At 67.4% G+C, this 20447-nt stretch carries 19 protein-coding genes; 16 read left to right on the top strand and 3 right to left on the bottom strand.

The genetic code is table 11. The features are described 5' to 3' along the window. Positions 1-200 precede the first annotated feature (200 nt). The 6 genes from O7595_RS24165 (at position 201) to O7595_RS24140 (ending at position 10524) form a co-directional block, all read left to right on the top strand. On the top strand, positions 201-878 hold the full coding sequence (locus O7595_RS24165; RefSeq protein WP_269730711.1) for a hypothetical protein: 678 nt from the start codon (positions 201-203) through the stop codon (positions 876-878). Positions 879-1533: 655 nt separating this feature from the next. Then, positions 1534-3003: a hypothetical protein gene (locus tag O7595_RS24160; protein WP_269730710.1), complete on the top strand. Its 1470-nt coding sequence runs from the start codon at positions 1534-1536 to the stop codon at positions 3001-3003. Further along, a complete protein-coding gene (locus O7595_RS24155; protein ID WP_269730709.1) occupies positions 3000-3701 on the top strand; it encodes an ABC transporter ATP-binding protein in 702 nt (233 codons plus the stop codon). The genes O7595_RS24160 and O7595_RS24155 overlap by 4 nt, the downstream gene beginning before the upstream one ends. Before the next feature lie 44 nt (positions 3702-3745). After that, a complete protein-coding gene (locus O7595_RS24150; RefSeq protein WP_269732608.1) occupies positions 3746-4966 on the top strand; it encodes an ABC transporter permease in 1221 nt (406 codons plus the stop codon). Positions 4967-5035: 69 nt separating this feature from the next. Next, positions 5036-6016 carry a hypothetical protein gene (locus tag O7595_RS24145; RefSeq protein WP_269730708.1) on the top strand — a complete coding sequence of 327 codons (981 nt, stop codon included), beginning with the start codon at positions 5036-5038 and terminating at the stop codon, positions 6014-6016. Positions 6017-6033: 17 nt separating this feature from the next. Continuing rightward, a complete protein-coding gene (locus tag O7595_RS24140) occupies positions 6034-10524 on the top strand; it encodes a hypothetical protein (protein WP_269730707.1) in 4491 nt (1496 codons plus the stop codon). Between the two features lie 72 nt (positions 10525-10596). Here the strand turns inward: O7595_RS24140 and O7595_RS24135 are convergent, their stop codons facing one another. Together O7595_RS24135 and O7595_RS24125 are read right to left on the bottom strand one after the other, a co-directional pair. After that, positions 10597-11109 (bottom strand): SMI1/KNR4 family protein, encoded by a 513-nt coding sequence (locus O7595_RS24135; protein WP_269730706.1) that lies wholly within the window; start codon positions 11107-11109, stop codon positions 10597-10599. Between the two features lie 221 nt (positions 11110-11330). Further along, positions 11331-12527, bottom strand: a complete 1197-nt coding sequence (locus tag O7595_RS24125) for an ISAs1 family transposase (protein ID WP_269730705.1) — start codon at positions 12525-12527, stop codon at positions 11331-11333. 167 nt (positions 12528-12694) lie between these two features. Between O7595_RS24125 and O7595_RS24120 the strand changes: the two genes are divergently transcribed. Together O7595_RS24120 and O7595_RS24115 are read left to right on the top strand one after the other, a co-directional pair. Beyond that, complete coding sequence (locus O7595_RS24120; protein ID WP_269730704.1) at positions 12695-12844, top strand: hypothetical protein; 150 nt, start codon at positions 12695-12697, stop codon at positions 12842-12844. Between the two features lie 155 nt (positions 12845-12999). After that, positions 13000-13362, top strand: a complete 363-nt coding sequence (locus tag O7595_RS24115; RefSeq protein ID WP_269730703.1) for a DNA cytosine methyltransferase — start codon at positions 13000-13002, stop codon at positions 13360-13362. Here O7595_RS24115 and ltrA read toward each other — a convergent pair. Then, on the bottom strand, positions 13340-14542 hold the full coding sequence (gene ltrA / locus O7595_RS24110; protein WP_269732607.1) for a group II intron reverse transcriptase/maturase: 1203 nt from the start codon (positions 14540-14542) through the stop codon (positions 13340-13342). The genes O7595_RS24115 and ltrA overlap by 23 nt on opposite strands. An 847-nt stretch (positions 14543-15389) precedes the next feature. On the opposite strand from ltrA, the gene O7595_RS33950 reads away from it, so the two are divergent. From O7595_RS33950 to O7595_RS24075, 8 genes are all read left to right on the top strand, one after another. Continuing rightward, the gene (locus O7595_RS33950) at positions 15390-15944 is read left to right on the top strand and encodes a DNA cytosine methyltransferase (protein WP_443071713.1); all 555 of its coding nucleotides are present in this window, start codon (positions 15390-15392) and stop codon (positions 15942-15944) included. Positions 15945-16062: 118 nt separating this feature from the next. Next, complete coding sequence (locus tag O7595_RS24105; RefSeq protein WP_269730702.1) at positions 16063-16353, top strand: hypothetical protein; 291 nt, start codon at positions 16063-16065, stop codon at positions 16351-16353. 153 nt (positions 16354-16506) lie between these two features. After that, a complete protein-coding gene (locus O7595_RS24100; protein WP_269730701.1) occupies positions 16507-17103 on the top strand; it encodes a DUF4913 domain-containing protein in 597 nt (198 codons plus the stop codon). After that, entirely contained in the window at positions 17100-17867 is a 768-nt protein-coding gene (locus O7595_RS24095; protein ID WP_269730700.1) for a glycosyl hydrolase, read from the top strand. The genes O7595_RS24100 and O7595_RS24095 overlap by 4 nt, the downstream gene beginning before the upstream one ends. Then, the gene (locus tag O7595_RS24090) at positions 17864-18352 is read left to right on the top strand and encodes a hypothetical protein (protein ID WP_269730699.1); all 489 of its coding nucleotides are present in this window, start codon (positions 17864-17866) and stop codon (positions 18350-18352) included. The genes O7595_RS24095 and O7595_RS24090 overlap by 4 nt, the downstream gene beginning before the upstream one ends. Then, on the top strand, positions 18349-19017 hold the full coding sequence (locus O7595_RS24085) for a hypothetical protein (RefSeq protein WP_269730698.1): 669 nt from the start codon (positions 18349-18351) through the stop codon (positions 19015-19017). The genes O7595_RS24090 and O7595_RS24085 overlap by 4 nt, the downstream gene beginning before the upstream one ends. A gap of 11 nt (positions 19018-19028) precedes the next feature. After that, the gene (locus O7595_RS24080; protein ID WP_269730697.1) at positions 19029-19847 is read left to right on the top strand and encodes a large ATP-binding protein; all 819 of its coding nucleotides are present in this window, start codon (positions 19029-19031) and stop codon (positions 19845-19847) included. A gap of 26 nt (positions 19848-19873) precedes the next feature. Continuing rightward, positions 19874-20260 carry a hypothetical protein gene (locus tag O7595_RS24075; RefSeq protein ID WP_269730696.1) on the top strand — a complete coding sequence of 129 codons (387 nt, stop codon included), beginning with the start codon at positions 19874-19876 and terminating at the stop codon, positions 20258-20260. The last annotated feature ends 187 nt before the right edge of the window (positions 20261-20447 follow it).

Genomic DNA, 20447 nt, shown 5'->3' with positions numbered 1-20447 from the left:
ACCTTGCCTCCTGCTCGACAGGAAAATCTTCAGAACAGGATGGTGGCTCGGACGGCTTCCCTGAACCTCAAATCGCATCTATCCCGCACATCGAGCACTCTGACAAGATCAGATTCCCACTCGACGCTTATCGCATCGATACTGCAAACGAGGATCGGCGGGCAATCGGATCCGCGCTCCGGATCCTCAGGAGCTCCTGCATGGCGCGGTTTGGATTCGAATATACGGACCCCACGCCTCCCAAGCCTGTGACGATTACGCACGCGCGCTTGTACGGGGTTACCGATGCAAACACCGCTCAAGTCTATGGCTACCACGCTCCCATCAGCTCAGGTACAGGTTCAGCCGAACAGGGATCCGCGCAGGATCGCCAGCTCACGGAAGCGGCCGCATCGGTTTTGACGGGAGAAGTCCAGACTCATAGCGGAAGGAAGGTGCCGAACAACGGGTGTGCTGGAGAAGCTGTAAAGAAGCTAGAGTCGGGGGCCGGCTTGGAGGAACAAGATCGTTGGCTCGTCGAAGAGCTTATAGCAGAGGCTAGCGAGCGCACCAAGAACGATAGCCGCGTCATGCAGGTTTTCAAAAAGTGGAGCGCCTGCATGAAGTCCGCTGGATTCGTCTACCGCGACCCGCCTGCCGTATTGTCAGATCCGAAATTCGCAACCGATGCTGCAGCAAGCCTGCTAGAAAAGGCTACGGCCTCTGCCGACGTTCGATGCAAGAGTCAGAACAATATCATTGGCGTTTGGTCTACCGTCGAAATGGCTTACCAGTCGGTCTTGATTGAAAAGAACCAGCTACGTCTTGGTCGAATAAAGGGAAATCTTAGCGTGCGCGTACGAAACGCTGAGAGGGTTCTCACTGGAGAAATGCGATGAAATGGACACCCATTTTTCGGGTTGCACTTCTTGCGGCAGTGTTGATTACGGCTGGCTGCACCACGGACTCTTCAGTGTCGCGTCCGGAGGCAAGCACTGTCGCCTCATCAGCTGAACCTGTCCGGGACGTGTGGGCGCGGGTTCAGGCTACTAAGTACTCCGGGTGCGGAAAGGGTGACTGCTCAGATTACCTGGACCACACACTTGCGACACTCAAAGATTTGCGGAGTTCCATGGAATCCGCTGGGACCGAATTTGGCAAGCCGATCAAAATAATTCGCGATACGGAGGACGCGGTTCAGGAAAATGGTACTGACCTGAATCACTCCAAGGCGGCTATTCTTGCGGCGGTTTCTGCACTTGACGATTGGATGGCTCGGCATCCGGAGCTGGCTCGCTGACGTGTGCCGGTCGCTTGGCGCCTCGGATACATCGATCTAACGACAGTCGCGTTGCGCGCACAGCCATGGCGCGGTCAATTCATCACGGGCTCTGGCCGACCTGTATCAGGGGCGTCGCTGCGGGGTCTCGCAGGCAGTTGGAGCCCGATAGGGAACGGGCGAGTGCTGCCGGGTCTCATCGCAGGTGCACCCTGTTCCAGCCCGGTGGTGAGCGGATTATGCCACGGCAGGCGAAACGTAAGGGGGAATGCAAGGTGCCTGCGAACGAAAGACAGATGTCGGCCACCGGTACTCGGCGCCGACACCGATGGGTCGTCGGCGTCGCCGTGGGGGCGGTACTTGTCTCCGGGGCGGGCTTTGCAGCTGCTCAGATCGTCAAGTCGCCGGCACAGGCCGCGGTCGAGTCGGCAGCGCCGCCCGCCAGCGTGATCACCGCGCCTGTGGAGTACCGGGTTCTCACCGACTCGGTGATTCTCCGTGGCGCGGTGACGGCCGAGCACTCGGTAGAGGTGGCGCCTGCGGGATCATCGGCGGAAGCGTCTACCTCCGTCGTCACCAAGCTACTTGTCAAAGCTGGTAATCGATTCGAAGCCGGTCGGATCCTGTTGGAGGTCTCGGGTCGTCCGGTCTTCGCCCTGCCTGGACGCCTTCCGGTGTACAGAGACCTCAAGCCTGGCATGGACGGGGACGATGTCGCACAACTGCAGACCGCTCTACAGCGAATAGGTCATCGCCCAGGTACGGACCGAGAAGGACATTTCGGCGCTGGCACGAAGACCGCTCTCTCCGCGCTCTACGCATCCCTCGGATACGATCCGCTGCCCGCCAATACCGAGGGGGAGGCGGAAGTCGAATCGGCGCGGGAAGCGGTGACCCAGGCGGAGCGGGCGCTGGAGGACGCGCAGGCTCTGGTCGCCTCTCCTGCAGTCGGGACGGGGCAGCCACCCCGCCCCGGGGCCACGGACAAGACCGAGGTTTCAGCGAATCCTGATTCTGGGCAAGCGGCCTCCCCATCGGCCCGGCTGGTTCAGCGAGCTCGGGAAGACCTCCGCCAGGCGCGCGAGGGGCTGGTCGACGCGCAGGCTGCGAACGGCCCGATGCTCCCCGCGTCCGAGGTCGTCTTCCTCGCAGGCTTCCCCGCACGGGTCGACATTGTCAACGCCAAGGTCGGCGCCGTGGTCACCGGCAAGATCCTCACCGTGTCCGCTGGGAAGCTGGTCGTCAACGGCTACCTACAGTCCCATCAGAAGGGCCTGGTGAGACCAGGCATGCAGGTGCAAATTCTTTCGGAGGTCACTGGCCTTACCGCCTCTGCCTCCGTCGCGTCGGTCTCCGACACCGTGCAGCAGGAACAGCCCAATGCCCCCGATGGGCCGCCAAGCGGTCCAGAAGCCCCGAGCGGGTATCTCGTGGTCGTCAAGCCCACGAAGGAATTGCCATCAGAGTTGGCGGGTCAGGATGTGCGGCTGACCGTACACGCGGCTTCCACCAAGGGGAAAGTGCTCGTGGTACCCGTATCCGCCATCACGGCGGGCGTGGACGGGAGTACATCGGTGACCGTGATGGCTGCGGCTGGTGCTGCCCGGAAGATCCCGGTCACGACTGGAACCACCGGGGACGGGCATGTCGAGGTCCGTCCGACCGCTGGCCACCGATTGGCCCAAGGCGAGCGAGTCGTGATCGGCGCTCGCAACCTTCCGCCTACCCAAGCGATGCCCCAGTGACCCGCGCGGAGGAAACGCAGCCGCCGGTGATTCACCTGGTGGGGGCCGGCTTGACATACGACGGCCCCCCGCCCGTGACGGCCTTGCGGCCCTGCGACCTGGTCGTCCGTCGGGGCGAGTTCGTCACGGTGGTGGGGCCGTCCGGCGCCGGGAAATCGACATTGCTCAACATAATCGGCCTTCTGGACACGCCCACACAGGGCACACTCTGGCTGGACGGACTCGACACAGGACGACTACGCGACAGCGAACGGACCGCTCTGCGCGGTCATCGCCTCGGCTTCGTCTTCCAGTCGTTCCACCTTCTACCCCACCGTCCGGCCTGGGAGAACGTGGCGTTGGCGCTCGTCTACCGTGGCACGAGCCGTAGGGAGCGAGGGCAAAAGGCCAAGGAAACGCTCGCGCGCGTCGGCCTGGCACACCGGGTCGACGCCCTGCCGTCGACCCTGTCGGGCGGGGAGCGTCAGCGGGTCGCCATCGCCCGGGCTTTGGTCGGGCAGCCGTCCCTTCTCCTCTGCGACGAGCCCACGGGCAATCTCGACACGTCCACCGCGCTCTCCATCCTCGAATTGTTGCGAACGCTGCACGCGGACGGCATGACCGTGGTAGTCATCACCCACGATCCCACGGTGGCCGCAACGGGCGAACGAACTATCACCATCCGCGACGGTGAGTTGACCGAGGGAACTCATATATGAAGCGCCGTCAGGTGGCACGCTTCTGGGTGCGGCAGGACTCTCGTATGCCCTGGATCCTGCCCATCACCCGTCTGTCGGCCAGAGACCTGCTGGCGGAGTCCGTTGCCGGGATGCTGCAGCGCCCCACGCGTTCAGTGTTGACATCCGTGGGAACCGTCTTGGGCGTGGGCACCTTCGTGGCCGTACTCGGACTGACCGCGACAGCCTCGTCTCAGATCGACGAGCGGTTCAACGCCCTGAGCGCGACGGAAGTAGCCGTCGAGGACATTGCTCACGATCAGAACCCGTTCGTCGAACTGGGCTTTCCCGACGACTCGGACCAGCGAGTCGAACGACTCAACGGAGTCGAGCACGCGGGCGTGTACTGGCCCGTTCACCTGTCGGACACCGACACTGTTCGCTCCGCACCCGTTGGCGGCTCCCGCACCGGAGACGACGTCCAAGTCGTGGCCGCTTCATCTGGAGTCCTCAACGCTGCGGGCCCGTCAGTGGGTCAGGGCAGGATCTTCGACCGGTGGCACGACCGAACCCTGCAGCGCGTCGCGGTCCTCGGATCCGGGGTCGCGTCCCGGCTGGGCATCTCCACCGTCGAAGCACACCCCGCGGTCTTCATCGGCGATGAGGCTTTCACCGTGATCGGTGTCATCGACGACGTCGAACGAAAGCCAGACCTCCTGCTATCCATCGTGGTTCCGAGGTCAACTGCTCAACGCCTCTGGGGGCCACCGAAAGAGGGCGCCAGGATGCTGATATCGACGCGCCTTGGTGCGGCCACGCAGGTCGCTGAGGAGTCGGCAGTGGCTCTCGACCCAGCTCACCCGCAGTACTTCAATGCCATCGCACCGCCCGATCCCAGAACACTGCGTACGAAGGTCACGAGTGACCTGGACCAGCTCTTCCTCCTCCTCGCTGCGATCTGCCTCTTCATCGGAGCGGTGGGCATCGCCAACACGACACTCGTGGCGGTGCTGGAACGCACGAGTGAGATCGGGCTGCGTCGCGCGTTGGGGGCACGCAGCAGGCACATCACCGTTCAGTTCCTCACGGAATCCGCGACCTTGGGGGCTCTGGGTGGCCTCGTTGGTACCTCCCTTGGCACGCTGACTGTTGTTGGAGTCGCGATCGCCCGGGACTGGACGCCCGTCATCCATTCCATGACGGTGACAACCGCGCCCGCCATCGGCCTGGCGACTGGTCTGCTGGCCGGCCTGTATCCGGCTTGGAGAGCTTCCCGCATCACGCCGGTAGAGGCGCTGCGCCGCTGAGCGTAAGGAGCGCGGCCGGCATGCGCCACGCACGTGGACCACCTCACGTCACGTAGAGAAGGAAAACTCATGCACGTCCTCAGGCGAACGACCGTCGCCACCACTGTCATGCTCGCGGCAATCTCGCTCGGTGCCTGCTCCTCGTCCGGATCAGCCTCCGACTCGGCGAAGGACAAGGCCCCGATCGACCGAACCAACTGGCCTGCCGAGGTGCCTACTTCCGGACTGGTCAAGGGCCTGGAGCTGCCGCTCGAGGCTTACCTGCCCTCCTACGCGGATCAGGTCGCCGTCGACACCGCGCTGCGCACCCTGCAGATGCGGTGCATGTCTGAGTACGGGCTGACCGTCGATCTGCCGCGTCCCGGCGCGAACCCGCCGCCCCACAGCAACGCCGTCTCGATCGAGCGGCGTTACGGCCTCAGTGACCGCGCACAGGCACAGAAGTACGGGTACGGGCTGCCGAAGGAGCTGACCCGGAGCCTCGAATCCGTCGAGGAGGGGCTTTCAGGCATCGAGGTGGAGGTCCTGACCGGGCGGAAGAAGCCCGAGTTCGCCCCGCCCAAGGGCGCCAAGGTCAGCGACGGCCATTTCGGCAGGGTCCCGGAGCCCGCGCGCGCTGAGCACAACGGAAAGAAGCTGCACGAGGGCGGCTGCGCCGGCTGGTCGAAGCGGCGGCTCAAGGTGAACGAGGAGGATGCGGGCTTTGTCTCCGGGCTCGCCTCGACAAGCCTCTCCGAGTCCCGGCCGCTGAAGCCGGTCGAGAAGGCTCTCAAGAGCTGGTCGGCCTGCATGAAGGACAAGGGCCGCAAGGCTGCCGATCCGTACCGGGCGATGGAGCAGGGCTACGCCGACGGCGACGGCACCACCAAGAACGCGATCGAGCTCGCGCTGGACGACATCGACTGCAAGGAGCAGACCCGTCTGATCGAGGTCTGGTTCAAGGAGGAGTCGGCCGTCCAGAAGCGGCTGATCGAGGAGAACAAGGACCAGCTTGCCGCCATCAAGAAGCGCATGGGCGAGGTCCTTGAGGCCGCGAAGGTCACCAAGTAACCAGAGAAGGAACACAGTTGAGACAGATACGTATCCGTCTGCGCGTGCCGGTCACCCTTGCGGTGACCACCGCGCTGGCGATACCGCTGAGCCTGCCCGCGCAGGCCGAGGCACCAAGGCCACCCAAGGGCGCGGCGCAGGGGTGGAGCGACACCACCCAGCAGCAGAAGAAGCTCTCCCTGAAGCCCTCCGCGATCCCCGCGAAGGACCGCGCCGGCCTGCTTGGCAAGGGCTACGAGAAGTCCGCGGACACCGCGGTCACCGCGACCGGTGACGGCACCGGCTTCCACATCCTTGCGGGCAAGGAGAAGGACGGCTACGAACTCCATACGGTGGCCAGTCTGTTCGAGGACGGCTTCGCCTCGGACACCTGGATCGGCAACCACTGCGTCACCGAGTCCGGCAAGTACGCGGCCGTCTCGTACGCGCCGCGGATGTTCACCAACAAGCCCGAGCTGATGGTGCGCGGTGCCTTCACCGCGGTGGTCGACCTGGCCTCGGGCGAGGTCACCAAGCTGCCGTTCCAGTCGTCGCTCGCCTACTTCTCGCCCGGCTGTGGCCAGGGCGATCGGGCGGTGTTCACCCAGCTCACCCATGACGGTGACGACAAGCAGCAGACCCGTCTGATCACCGTCGACGCGGCCACCGGCAAGGAGTCGAAGCCGGTCACGCTCGCCGGCCAGATCACCTCAGCGATCCCCACCGACGCGGGCATCGTCGCCGCCCACGGCAACAAGCTGGTACGGATCAACGGCACGGCCGAGAAGACCCTGGCGTCCACCACCACGGTGCCGTTCCAGATCACCGCCGACGCCGACGGCGGTATCACCTTCATCGACCGCGAGTTGGACAAGAAGGCGTCCGACAAGCCGGCCGCCTGGGCCAAGCACCTGGACCGTACGAAGGTGAGGCAGGGCAAGAAGACCAAGCCCGTCACCGTCGCCTCCGGCGGGCTGCACGCCTGGGACCTGACCCGCTCGGCACGCGGCGAGGTGTTCGTCACCGGTGACGCCACGTCCAAGGCCCTGCCCAAGCGGGTGCACAACCCCGGCAAGCTCCCCAAGGGCGCGGCGATCTCCAGCCACGCCCAGGCGGCCCTGACCACCACCTGGTCCGATGGGAAGACCACCCTGGTCAACCCGGAGGACGCCGCCAAGCCGCGCCCCGCCCGTACGGCCCTGCGCATGCTGGACTCGGGCAAGTCCGTAGCCCTCGACCTGCGCCCCGGCGCGCACCGCGTGGGCGACGAGGCACAGGGGCACGCCCTGTCCCCCGCTCTACCCACCGGCGGCCCGGTCGACTCCGGCCCCGACATGGGCAAGGAGAGCACAGACGGCCTGTCCACGCAGACCGTCCGTACCCAGGCCCTCACCGCGCAGGCCGACAACCCGAGCGAGGGCACCGGGGAACGCTACTGCGCGGTGGCCCGCAACGACGTGAAGAAGCAAGCGTTCCAGCCCACTCCGCGCCAGGTCGAATGGGCCGTGGACCAGGCCGTCGTCGGCGAGCTGAACTTCTACCGGTCGCCGAACTGGAAGAACACCGGCACCGGCGGCTACCAGCCCCAGGGCCTGTTCCCGCCGACCGTGCTCGCCGGTGACCCCAACGGCACCCTCGACAACGAGGACCCGGACGTCACCGACAAGTGGCACATTCCCGCGCAGGTGATGCTCGGCATCACCGCGCAGGAGTCCAACATGTGGCAGGCCACCCGCTTCGCCGTGCCCGGTGTCACCGCCAACTCCCTGATCGGCAACTACTACGGCGTCGACTACGCCGCCTCCGGCGAGCAGCTCGACCCGTGGCGGATCAACTGGGCCGACGCCGACTGCGGCTACGGCATCACCCAGGCCACCGACGGCATGCGCCTGGCCGGCAAGACCAAGCCGGGCGAGACCGCCCTGTCCACCCTCGCGCAGGAGGCCGTCGCCCTGGACTACACGGCGAACATCGCCGCCGGTGTGCGCATCCTGTCGGAGAAGTGGAACCAGACCTACAACGCCGGAATGAAGATCAACGGCGGTCACCCCAAGTGGATCGAGAACTGGTTCTTCGCCCTGTGGGCGTACAACTCCGGCTTCTACAACACCGCCGACTCGCAGGGCCACTGGGGCGTCGGCTGGACCAACAACCCGGCCAACCCGCTGTGGAAGGCCAACCGCGTCCCGTTCCTGCAGAACGCGTCCAACCCCGCCGGGGACGACTACAGCCACGCCGCGCACCCGCAGGACTGGCCGTACCAGGAGAAGGTGATCGGCTGGGCGGCCCGCCCGATCTCGGCGATGTTCGCGCCCGGCGACTTCCAGGCCGGCTACCGCGCCGCGTGGTGGACCAGCAACCTCGACCGCTCCAACGCCAAGCCGCCGGTGGACCTGTTCTGCAACGCGTCGAACTACTGCGACCCGTCCAAGATCGGTGACAACGACTCCAACGACCAGGGCATGGGTGCCTGCACCGCGGACTCCGGTGACAGCGACACCAACCCGCACTGGCTGCACTGCTGGTGGCACGAGGAGATCACCAAGGACCAGTGGAAGGACTGTGAACGCCTCGCCGAGTGCGGAAACGGCGTACACCGCTTCACCACGTCCTACGGCGAGCAGCCGGACGCCGGCTCGTATCCGCCGAACTGCTCCATCGGGTCCCTGCCCGCCCACACCTTGGTGGTCGACGACCTGCCCGACGGCACCATCCCCGCGGGAGTCGATACCAGCCGCGGTTGCGGGGCGGTGAAGTCGAGCGGCACGTTCAGCCTCAGCTACGTCCCGTGGGACACCCAGATGGATCTCACTCACGACGGTACGGACAACCCGACCACCGTCACCACGTATCCGGGGAAGATCGACACGCACCAGATCGGCGCGGGCTACGGCAACCACTTCTGGTTCACGCACACCCGCTCCCCGGAGTCCTACCCGGCCAACGCCAACCGTATGAAGGTCACCGGCACGTGGAAGCTGAACGCTCCGCTGACCAACACCACCCGCCAGGCCAAGATCTTCGCGCACATCCCCGACCACGGAGCGCAGACCTCCAACGCCGTCTACCGGATCCAGACCCCCGAGGGGGAGGTCGAGGCGCCGGTCTCGCAGACAGCGAACCAGGCCAACAAGTGGGTGGACCTGGGCGCCTACGAGTTCGGTGACCAGATCCCCGAGGTACAGCTCGACAACTTCAACGGCGGCAGCGGCAGCGCCGACATCGCCTTCGACGCTCTGGCGTTCGTCCCTGGCACGTACAACGGCCTGAAGCTGACCGGCAATATGACGGCCGACCCGACCGCTCCGGACCCGGCGCCGGTCGAGCCGGGCGAGGACATCACCAACGCTCTCTTCTCCGCTGCCGACAGCTCCTCGGCGGACACCGCCGCGGCGGCGCCGATGGCGATGGCCGCCACGAGCACCGCGTCCTGCTCGACGGTCAACCACAACCTCACCCGCAAGCGCACCACCGCCTGTATCCACAGCGACTACGTGATGACGGAGCAGTTGCACGGCGTCCCGACCGGAAACGCGGCCTTCGACCTCTACATCACGTACCACCTCGACCCGAAGAGTGCCGAGTTCTCGCAGATCGCCACGATCCGGCTGAAGGCGATGGACGGTGCGGTGAACACCGCCACCTTCGACTACGAGGCCAAGTGCCGCGGTTACTGCAGCGTCACCAGCACCGACTGGAGCGGGTCGAAGACCTTCACCAAGGGCGACACGCTCCAGCGGACCGTCACCACACGGTTCAAGTGGACGCCCAGCGGCACCACCAAGAACAAGATCACCCCCTACTTGTCCCTCGGCGGTAGGGTCAACAGCTCTTCGGTCATCAATCCGTCCGAGTTCGAGAGCGCCAAGCTGGACATCCGCTGCGACACCGAGGTCGTCAACGCGGGTACCGGCTGTGTGTTCTCCGGCTACAAGCCGACGTACGTCATGAACTCCAAGAAGTTCCCCGGGGCCGCGGCACACATCGACATGATGTGGCGCAAGACCAACGTCAAGTGGGGCAACCGCAACGGCGGAAATCCGCTCACCTTCCTGGACAACAAGCTGTCCGCCGACGGCACCGGCAAGACGCAGCAGTACCGCAACCGTCAGGTCATCTGCGGCAGAAAGTGGACGAAGTACCTGGGCACCGGCCTGTTCAGTGACATGTGGACCCTGGACGCGGGCGAGCCGCGTACCGACGTGGAAAGCTGCGACGAGTTCGCCTTCGCCAACGCCTACCAGAGCGCCGGAAACCTCTACAGCACCACCAGCCCCCACGTCGCCTACAGCGGCGCGGAATGCGTGCAGACCTATGTCCGGCGCAACGCCGACGACACCATGACGCTCCACCTGCGCCCGGATGCCCCGGCACCGACGTGGAAGGAGCTCTGCGGCCGGTCTTCGATGTCGAACTGGCAGAACACCCAGTCGATGCGGCCGTTCGGCGAGTTCATGAAGGAACAGCGCCTGATGGAGGACGACGACTACTGGGTCGACCTCGACGGATTCACCGCACCCACTCCGTAACCGGACAATGAGCAGTGCCCCCCGGCCGTTCTTCGGTTCCGGGGGGCACTTCCGTTTCGCGACCTCACAGCCTCACGACCAGACAAGTCGCCCTTCGGCAACGGAACAGACCGGATAGTCCCCCGCGCCGATCCTCGTCAGCATCTCCGCCACGGAGTCGAAGTAGTCAGCCAGTGACGCGTACTCGCCGGTGACCGTGGGCGCACCCACGAACCATCTGCCGATACGTCCGTCCCTCGCGTCGATGAACTGTCCCATCCAGCCGTCCCGATCCGACTGGAACGGGATCCACTCCTCGCGCCATTCGCCCCCACCGGACAAGGGGTGATTCGCGTAGAGCTTCTCCATCGCCCGGATGCCCAGAAAGAAGCTCCCCTCGTCCGGGAACCCGGCGTAACCGCAGCAGGCGACGTCGTCGTCCACATCGTCCTCGGGAAGATCCAGGTTGTTCTGCAGCAGCCACGCCCGCAGTTCCTGAGGCAATGAGACACCCATGCGCTCCTCGGCGGCCGCGAGTATCCGCTCCGGGGCCGGGCCGGGCAGGTCCGCGTGATCGGCCGGAGCATGCTCCCGGAGGAGATTCATTACACGAGACCAGCTCTCCACCACACCCATTCCCCACTGCCCCTCTCTGCGCGGATTCGCTATGCCACTCAATGGGCTCACCTACTGTAGCCGGACGGCAAGACCCGGGTCGTCATCCAGTGCAAGCACACCCGCAGCAACGCAACGGTCGGATCGCCTGCCCTTCAACGGCTCAACGGCCCGGCCCGACAAGTCCACTTCGCCGATGTGGCAGGGCTTGATCAAGTTCCGTGAGTGCCGGGGTTGTTGGTAATGCCCAGGATGGCGAGTGCTCGTTCGGGTTCGTGCCGGATGGCGCGGGTGGTCTTGGCGATGTTGTCGGCTCCGAGGAGCTTCAGGGTGCCGATGGCGAGGTTGCGGAAGGTGGCCATGGCGCGGGGCGCGTTGCCGGCGTGGACGGTCGAGGCGTCCTCGGCGAAGGTGACATCTCGGATGTAGTGGGAGGAATTTTCGATTCCCCAGTGCCCGCGAATGGCGGCGGCGAGGTCGGCGGGGCTGGTCTGGTGGATATCCAGGCTGGTGACGGCGTAGACGCTCTCGCGGCTCTCGGGCTTGCCGGTGGGCTTGCGGCGGCGGTGGACGCGGATGGCAAGGCGGGCGTGCGGGAAGGCGATCCCGCCGAGGCTGTCGGCGATGGAACAGGTCTTGATCGACCGGGACTCGCGCCGTCCGTGGGCGGCGCGGGAGGCGGTGTGCTGGACGGTGATCGATGCCCGGGGCAGGGCGGCGAGCTGGGCGTACGCAGTGGGCTGGTTGGTCTTGATGACCGCGATGTAGTGGGCCTTCTTCGTCTCGACCAGCCAGGCGATGTTGGCCTTCACCGAGTGCAGGGCATCGAAGGTGACCACGGCGTCAGCGAGGTGGAGCGGTGCCAGCAGGGGCTTGAAATGCCGCGTCTCGTTGGTCTTCGCGCCGACCTCGACCTGTGCGAGTGTGGCGACGGGGTGGTGCGTGACCGCCGCGAGCAGGTGCCGGCGCGGCGCATCGAGGCGGGCCGAGCCCCTCAGCGCCTTGCCGTCCACGGCGATGACCCGCCGCCGTCGGACAGTCGGCGTATCCACGCACGCGGACTTGCGGTGCTGGTCAGCGAGGTAGGCGCCCACGGCCTGGTCCAAGGCGTCGCCGTCGAGCGCCATGAGGACGCGTCCGATGGTGACCGGTTTCGGGCCGCGCCGCCAGCCGAGCAGGTGACGGCGGATCCCGAGGGTTGCCAGCAGGGTGTTCGTGGCCCGCTCGGTGAACTCGGCGATCTCCTCCAGGCTCTTCGCGCCGGACACGGCCGCGCAGGCACACACCAGCAGGACCGACACCAGTGAGTACCAGCGGCCCCGGCGTGAACGCGGATCGGGCACCGACGCGAGGTAGGGGCGCAGGTCAGCGATCCGGTCCGCATCCAGCGGACCCAGCTTCTCCAGCACGGCAGGGATAGGGGAAGATGCAACGGCAGGCACGGGACATCCTCGTGATCATCTGGCTTAGTCACCACAATGATCACGAACCCCCGTGCCTGCACTGCTACCCGCCTCTACCAGCCCTGATCGTCAACCACCCGCGCATCCGGGGAACTTGACGGAGCCCTGCCGATGTGGTCGTCACCATCACCAACGGCTACTACTCCGCACCAGCGAAGGAATTCGCCCGCTCCCAGGGCATCGCCCTCATCGGCTCGCGCCACCTGGAAGAATGGGCCACCTGGAGAGTGCCACTGTCCCAGGTTCTTGAGGACCTGAGCTGAACCACGCCAGGACGTGACTTACGTCACCATGTCTCGTGCTGAAAGAGACGCGCCGCCCGCCATAGCGGCGTAGCAGATACGGCGGCCAGGCCCCAAGTAATGCGACACGACCTGCGGGGGACACGGTCTGTGTAGCAACAAGCTGGGCCGGTGACATGGAACCCACCACCGCGCGAACGCCGTTGATCGGCTCGATCTGCTCGGGTTACGGCGGTCTGGACCTCGGGGTCCAGACCGCGCTCGGCGGCACCTTGGCCTGGCACGCCGAGATCAACCCCGACGCCGCGCGCATCCTGGCCCGGCGCTGGCCCGGCGTGCCCAATCTGCGGGACATCACCGCCGTCGACTGGGCCGATGTGCCTCGGGTGTGCGTCCTGACGGCCGGTTTCCGAGTAGGGTCGGGGACTGGCGCGGTGGCGTATGACGCTCCGTTTCCAGCCCCCGCCACATCAATCCGTGCATGCGGTTCTCCCGCACACGGCTTTCCGACATCGTTCACCGGCTGGCATGCGCTCTGACCCAGTGCACGTTCCCGCTGAGGCGGAAGACCCCGAGCCGCGTCAGCCAGTCCCCGTTGTAGCGGGTGGCCCAGTTGCGGCCCTTCATGCCGTGTTTGCGGCTGGCGAAGATCGCCAGCCGCTCGTGGACGTAGCGGTCCACCGCGTTGAACTTCCGACTGGAATGCCCGTTTCGGAAGTACCCGGTCCAGCCCCGCAGGACGGGGTTGAGATCGGCCACCACGGCAGCCACCGACCGCTCGGTCCGGGACCGGGAGGTCGCCGCGCGGATCTTGTCCCGCAGCACCCCCAATGCCCGTGCCGATGGCCAGCGTTGCAAGTAGAACTTGCCGCGCCACTTCCACGACTCCACCTTGCGGTGGTGGAAGCCGAGGAACTCAAAGCCCTGTCCGCCCCGGGTGAGACAGACGATGCCGGACTTCTCCGGATGCAACCGCATCCCGAGCTCGCCCAGCACCTCCGCCGCCAGCTCACGCGCCTGGTCGGCCCGCTGCCTGGTCGGCGACAGGACCACGAAGTCATCGCAGTAGCGCACCAGCCTCCCCAGCCGCCCGCCGCGTTCCTGCCACGCCTCGTCGAGAACGTGCAGGGCGATATTGGCGAGCAAAGGGGAAATCGGTGAACCCTGTGGGGTTCCCGCCCCGGTCATGGACGTCACCCCACCCTCCAGTACTCCCATCCGTAGCCACACCCGGATCAGCTTCAACATCGACCGGTCCGCCACCCGCCGCTCAAGCTGAGCGGTCAGGGCATCGTGCCCGATCGTCCCGAAGCAGTCCCGGATGCCGGCCTCGAACACCCACTCCCGCCCCTGGTTCACGCCGATGCGCACAGCCTCGCACGCGTCGATCGCGGACCTCCTGGGCCGGAACCCATAGCTCGCCTCGGTGAAGTCGGCTTCAAGCACCGGCTCAAGCACCAGTTTCGCAGCCGTCATCACCACCCGATCTGCCACGGTGGGGATCGAAAGCGGCCGAGACTCCCCCGGCCGCCCCGGCTTGGGGATCATGACCCGCCGCAGGGCTGACGGACAATACGTATGCGTCCGCAGCCGCTCGGCCAGGTCCTGGAGGAACTCTTCCACCCCGGCATCGGCCACCGCGTCGACGGACACACCATCCACGCCGGGGGCACCCCGGTTCGTACACACGACAGACCAGGCCCGCCACAAGACGTCCATACGGTGGACGTGGCCATACAGGGCATGAAACCGTCGTTCGGGTTCTTGCTCGGCACAGCGGTAGAGCGTCCACTGCAAGGCTCGGACCTTGTCCAGAGGCCGGCTGTCCGGTCGTGCGACGCCTTCCTCCCGGCGGATGGAACTAGCCGGTACGGCACTCATCCGGGCACCTCCTTGTTCGTGTCACGCATCGATGAAGCAGGGGCCCTTCGCTCCCGGCGGGTTGTGTTGTCCCGCCGATCGGCACTACTACTGCCCCCTCCGACTTCCTCTCGGCAGCCCGCCACTTCCCGGTTCCGCCGGTTATAGGCGAGCCACGCTTCCCGGGCCGCAAACCCCCGGGGCCGAGGAGGATCTCTCCAGTTCCCAGGACAACCCTCCAACCGTTCCACGCCCCTTACGCCGGGAGGTTCCTCGGCGCCCGCTCCAGGTTCCCGGACGCCTTCCATGGCCTTCGCCCAACAGAGACGGGCTCGGCACCTCCTTGGCCGCCCTCGGGCGGGATTAAGTCACGACGCTGCAGGCTTCGCTTCATGCTGCGGACCGGCCGGTTGCACGCCCCCGAAGGGCGCTTGTCACTCCACTTCGACGCCGGCCTCTCAATCGGCGCCGGGACTCAGCTACCGGGGACCCTGGCGTCTCCCCGGACCGGACTTCCACCGGCTGGCTGCCCTGAGCTTGACACTCGGTTACATCCCTTCAACCTCCTCGATCCTCTACGGACGCCCGAGCTGCTGGACGTACCTCTGCTGCCCAATTCCGGGGCAACTCCGACACGCGGACCATGACCTGCGACAACGCGGTGACCGTTGCGGCCTTCCCGGCATGACTCTGCTGCTCAGCCGAATTGAGCAGCAGAGTCGTTTCCCCTGTCCAAGACGTCTCCGTCGCCGGCCGCCGCGCCGGACTCAACCCCCACACCCGCTCGGGGCTGTGGCTGCACGTCGCCCGTGCGGTCGAGGCCCTCCGCCCCTGCTTGGTGGTGATCGAGAATGTCCGAGGTCTCCTCACCTCGCCCGCCGGTTCCCCTGGCGACGTGGAATTCTGTCCGTGGTGTCTGGGAGACGACCCAACCCAGCCTCCTGTGCGGGCACTTGGTGCCGTACTCGGATCCCTGGCCGATCTCCGGTACGACGCGAGGTGGCTCGTGCTTCGTGCCTCCGACGTCGGAGCCCCCCATCGTCGCGAGCGCACCTTCCGTCGCCTGGCCCGCCGAGCACCCTGCTCAAGACCCCGACGAGCAACATCGGCAAGAACGGCAGCTCCCAGCATCCCTCGAAGAGGAAGAGCGGCGGCCACGGCCCGAACCTGGCCGACGAGGTGGAGTGGCTGCTGCCCACACCGAAGGCGTCGGACGGGATCAAGGGCTCGCCGAACCAGCGGCATGGCAACGGGGACATGACGCTGTCGAGCGCGGCAGCGTCGCTGCTGCCCACCCCGGGGGCGAGCGACACCGGTACCCCGGGCCGCCGTCCGGGCAAGGGCTGGCGCCCGCCCCTGTCGGCGGTGGTCCTGCCGCTGTGGGCGGAGGGACCGACGGGCGATGGGGAGCGTACGCCTCCGCCATCGCCCGATGGGAGAACGTCACCCGCCCCGCGCCGCCGCCCACCGACGCCGCCGGACGCCTGCGCTCCGACTTCGTGGAGTGGATGCAGGGCCTGGCCCCCGGCTGGGTGACCGCCACTCCGGGACTCGGCCGACCGGCTCAGCTCACCGCGCTCGGCAACGGCGTGGTTCCCCAACAGGCTACCCGAGCCATGCAGTTGCTGGCACCTCCCTTCCCGAGCTATCCCCGCTGCACCGCGCCGTAGCGCCCCATTACCCGGTTTCCCCGGCCGCGCCAAATCGCGGAATCTCCGCATCCTCCTGCCCATGCCGACCTGCGAAGGGAGCACCGCCGTGACCTCCAGAAGAGCGCGCCGCACCTCGCCCCCGCCCTGCTCGCTCACTCCCTTGGATCCGCCATGTCCGACCCCAGCAAGGCCACCCCCGAGCCCGAGCCGTTCCGCGTCCCCGACGGCGACCTCGACGATCTCGCGAGCACCCTCGCCAAGACCATGGCGGAGGTACGCCAGCACGGCGTCATCCTCGACCGCCTCGGCTCCGAGCCCGTCCCCACCCCTCAGCCCACCGCGGGCACCTCCACCGCAGCCGCCGCCGACGCCGACAAGGCAGCCGCCCCGGCCTCGGTGTTCATCCTCGCACTGGGCGGCGAGGCGTACGCCGTCGAGCTGGCCGCGCTCAGTGACTGGGTGAACTACCTGTTCCTGCCCGTCTACGGACGGGAGATCAGCACCACCCGACCGTGGTGCGACCAGTGGCACGAACACCCCGAGGCCGTTGCCCGGCTGCACGCGCTCTGGCTCGCGTGGCAGCAGCTCACCGACGCCGAGGCCGGCCTGTCCGGTCCCTCGACGTGGCACCGCGACCACCTCGACCAGGCCCTGGTTCATCTCCGTGCCCCCGACGGCCCCTTCGCCGCATGCACGACGAGCCCGACCCGGCCCAACCACCGCGTGCTGGCCACCCCGGCACTCGAGCTGACGGGAGCCACCCGGTGATCGCCGAACCCGACTTCCGCCTCGCCGACTTCGAGCCTGCCGACGCCGCCTCCGAACTGGCCGAGAGCAGCATCTGGGCCGGAGACCTGACCGTGCTGGCCGAGCACCACACCACCCCGGAGGGGACGCACAGCTACCTCGTCGCCCACGACAGGTCGATGACCTGGGGCGTTCCCGGTGATCCGGCGCTCGTTGCCATCAAGATCACGCGGGACCTACGCAAGCGCACGTTCACCTTCGAGACCGCGAACCACGCCAGCCTGCCGTTCGCCCAGAACTGGCTGATCGAGCATGGCTGCCCGCCCGAGCGGATCGCCCAGGCCAAGGGGGACTTTCTGAAGCCCGCCGACGATCTCACCCTCTGGGTCGAGCGGCAGATCCGGGAGTCGGGCTCTCGTTACAAGGTCCTCGACAGCCGGACCTCGGACTTCGCCCCGTGCGAGACGTGGACGTTGACCCGTGACTCCAGCGCCGCCCAGGCACCGATTCGCGTCTTCCTCGAAGAGGGGAACCCCGACGCCCACACATACACGATGCGCGAGGGCGCCTTCGCCGACGAGGCCGCCGCCCGCCACTGGCTGGAGCACCGCGGCAGTCCGCTGCCGCAGCCGCCGGACTACCGCGGTGAGGCCGCCGCCCGGCTGACCCTCGCCGCCCTCACCCGGTTAGCGGGTGCCTCCGCGATCCCGAAAGCCGGCCTCGACACGAGCATCGCGCCGTCGGCGGGAACGGCCCAGCGCCCGACCCCTCAGAGGCCGATGTGAGCCGCGCCCGCTTCGCCTTCGCCGCCCACCCGGACGCCATCGCGGACCTGGGTCAACTCCCCGACGAGATCCGCGACCTGGCGCTGCTTGAACTGCAGAATCTGGTCCACGGCAGCGACGACTGCCTGCCGCTGACCGGCCGCCTCGCGGGCTTCCACAAGGTCTACGTCGACCCGGCCGTCTCCTACCGGATGGTCATCCAGTTCCGCCCGGCCCCGCCCACCTCGACCCACAAGCGCGAGATCTACCTCGTAGCGGCCGGTGCCCGGGAGGACTACGCGGTCTACCGCACGGCCCAGCTCCGCACCAACCGCATCGGCCTCAACCGGCAGGAGGGCACCGACGCGGCGGCCGAGGCCCGAGTCCAGGCGGCCCGGTCCCGATCCCCCCACGCGATCGACCCGACCGCATCCATCCCGGCCACCGCACCGGCGGCAGCCAGCCCCGCCGCCCCGGCCGCCTCCCGAAAGGCCTCCATGCGATGACCGCCGACCGTGCGTCCCTCGACCGCACCGAACTGGCCGGGCTGCTCACCGACGCCGCGCGGAGCGTCTCGGAGGTCCTCACGACCGAGTACCCCACCTCCGCCGGCCGCTCCTACCTGCATCCCGTCCTCGGCGCGCTCTCCGCCGGCCCCCGGGTGGTCCGCGAACTGAACGACCGGCTCGAAGAGTTCGTCGTCGAGGAGCCGCTGCCTTCCACCCCCGCCGGTCTGTTCACCCTGGCGTCCTACGCTTCCGCGCTCGGCTGGCTCACCGAGTCCCTCGCCGAGCTGACCGCCTCCGTGGACCAGATCTGCACGCGCGTCGGCCTCCCCGCCGAGCCGCCGGCCCCGGCCCTCGTCGCGCCATCGCCAACGGACCAGGACGACGCGTTCGACTTCGCCTTCAGCGCGCTGGAGTTGGCCGCCATCCGCACAGCCGCCGAGGCTGCCGACCTCAGCCCCGGCGACTACGTCGAGGTGCTCTCCCGGTCCCTGCTCGCCGCCTCCCGGATCACCGACGCCTGCATGGAGATCTCCAGCGGCCTGCTCGAAGACGCCGCGTACGTCCTCGGCGAGGTAACCGATCACGTCTGCATCGGCGAGGGCCCCGACAGCCTGCCCACCCTGGTGCGCTCCCTGCTCGCCCGGATGGACGCTGCCGAATGAACCCCCATGACATGACGAAACGGCCCGGCGCGCACCTGGTCGCCGAGGAGTTCGGCGTCGAGGACCCCTGGGCTCTGAGCGACGACCATCCGCCCCGCGACCCGCTTTACCTCGTCGGCAGGATGGTCGCCGAGGCCGCCCGCGATGTCGACGAGCTGCACGGCCGGTTGACCCGCGCCGCCCAGTCCGCGATCGAACTTCTTGAGCCCGTCGGACGGGGCGATCACGCCGGCATGCGCGGCTGGTACGGCATCCTCGGCACCACGGGTCCGCAGATCGAGCTGCTCGTCCCCCGCCGGGGTGCGGCTTACGAGCAACTGACCCGGGCCGTGTCCAGGTACCACCGTCTTCTGCCCGAGTCCGACGCCGAGCCGGCCTCGAAGGCACCGCTCCAGGGCCTGGGCCCGGCCCCGGAGCAGGCGCCGGGGCCGGACGATGACTGGGCCGTCGCGGGTGATCGCCAGCTCGGAGCCCTTGAAGCCGTAGAGGCGGGCGGGCTTCGATTTCACCAGAGCGGGGCCTACGGCTACATCTATCTCTCCGACGGACGGGGCCAACGCCCCAACCCGGAGGTCTGGCCCGAAACCGTCCGACGGCTGGTCGCCGACGGGCTATTGGACCAGGACACCAGCGAGGGACTGTACCGGCCCGGACAGCTCCTCTCGCTCACGCCGCAGGGCGAGGCCGCCCTTCGAGATGCACGTACGGCCACGCCGCGCGTATCCGCCGCCCTCAACCGCAGCAACACTGCGGCGATCTCCGGTGTCGTCGCCGATTCAGTTGCAGCACCCGCTACAGGCGCTGCCACCAAGCCTTCCCCTTCCCGCTGATTCTCCCCCCGGAAAGGACGTCCCCTATGTCCACCGCGATCTACACCCGCCACTTGGTCGAGCACCGGTACGGCCGCCCGCTGGAGGACCTCCGGCGCGACGGCGCGCACGGCGGCTCGGGCGATCCCGTTCTGCCGATCGTGCTGCGGCGGCTCGGTGGTCTGGCCGAGACGAACGCCCATGCCCGTGCCGCCCGCCGCAATCTCGACGCTGCCTGGCAGCGCTGCCGCTCCGGCGAACACACCCTCGACGACCTCGTGCTGCGGTACGCGGCCGAGGTCGTGGACCTCGAACGCCGGGAGCAGTCGGAAGCCGAGGCGGTCTGGGACCTGCTGGACGTCCGTCTCCTCCTGGACCAGCCTGCCGGCCCGTCGGCCTTCGGCCGCCCGGCGATCCGGCCCCGCGCCGGGTGATGAGGACCTTATAGCCGTAGCCCGCCAGGTCGCCGCCCGTCTGCCCCGGCTCAACCGCGAAGCCCTGCGGCAAGGCCTGCGCGCCCGCGGCATCCACGTCAGCAACCGCCGCCTCGGCACGGTACTCCAGCGTCTCCGCGCCGATCGCGATCCTCACTGATCCACGTCACCGCCGCCCCGTGCCCGC

The sequence above is a fragment of the Streptomyces sp. WMMC940 genome (assembly GCF_027460265.1).
Lineage (GTDB): Bacteria > Actinomycetota > Actinomycetes > Streptomycetales > Streptomycetaceae > Streptomyces.
This window is presented reverse-complemented; position numbering and strand designations above follow the sequence as displayed.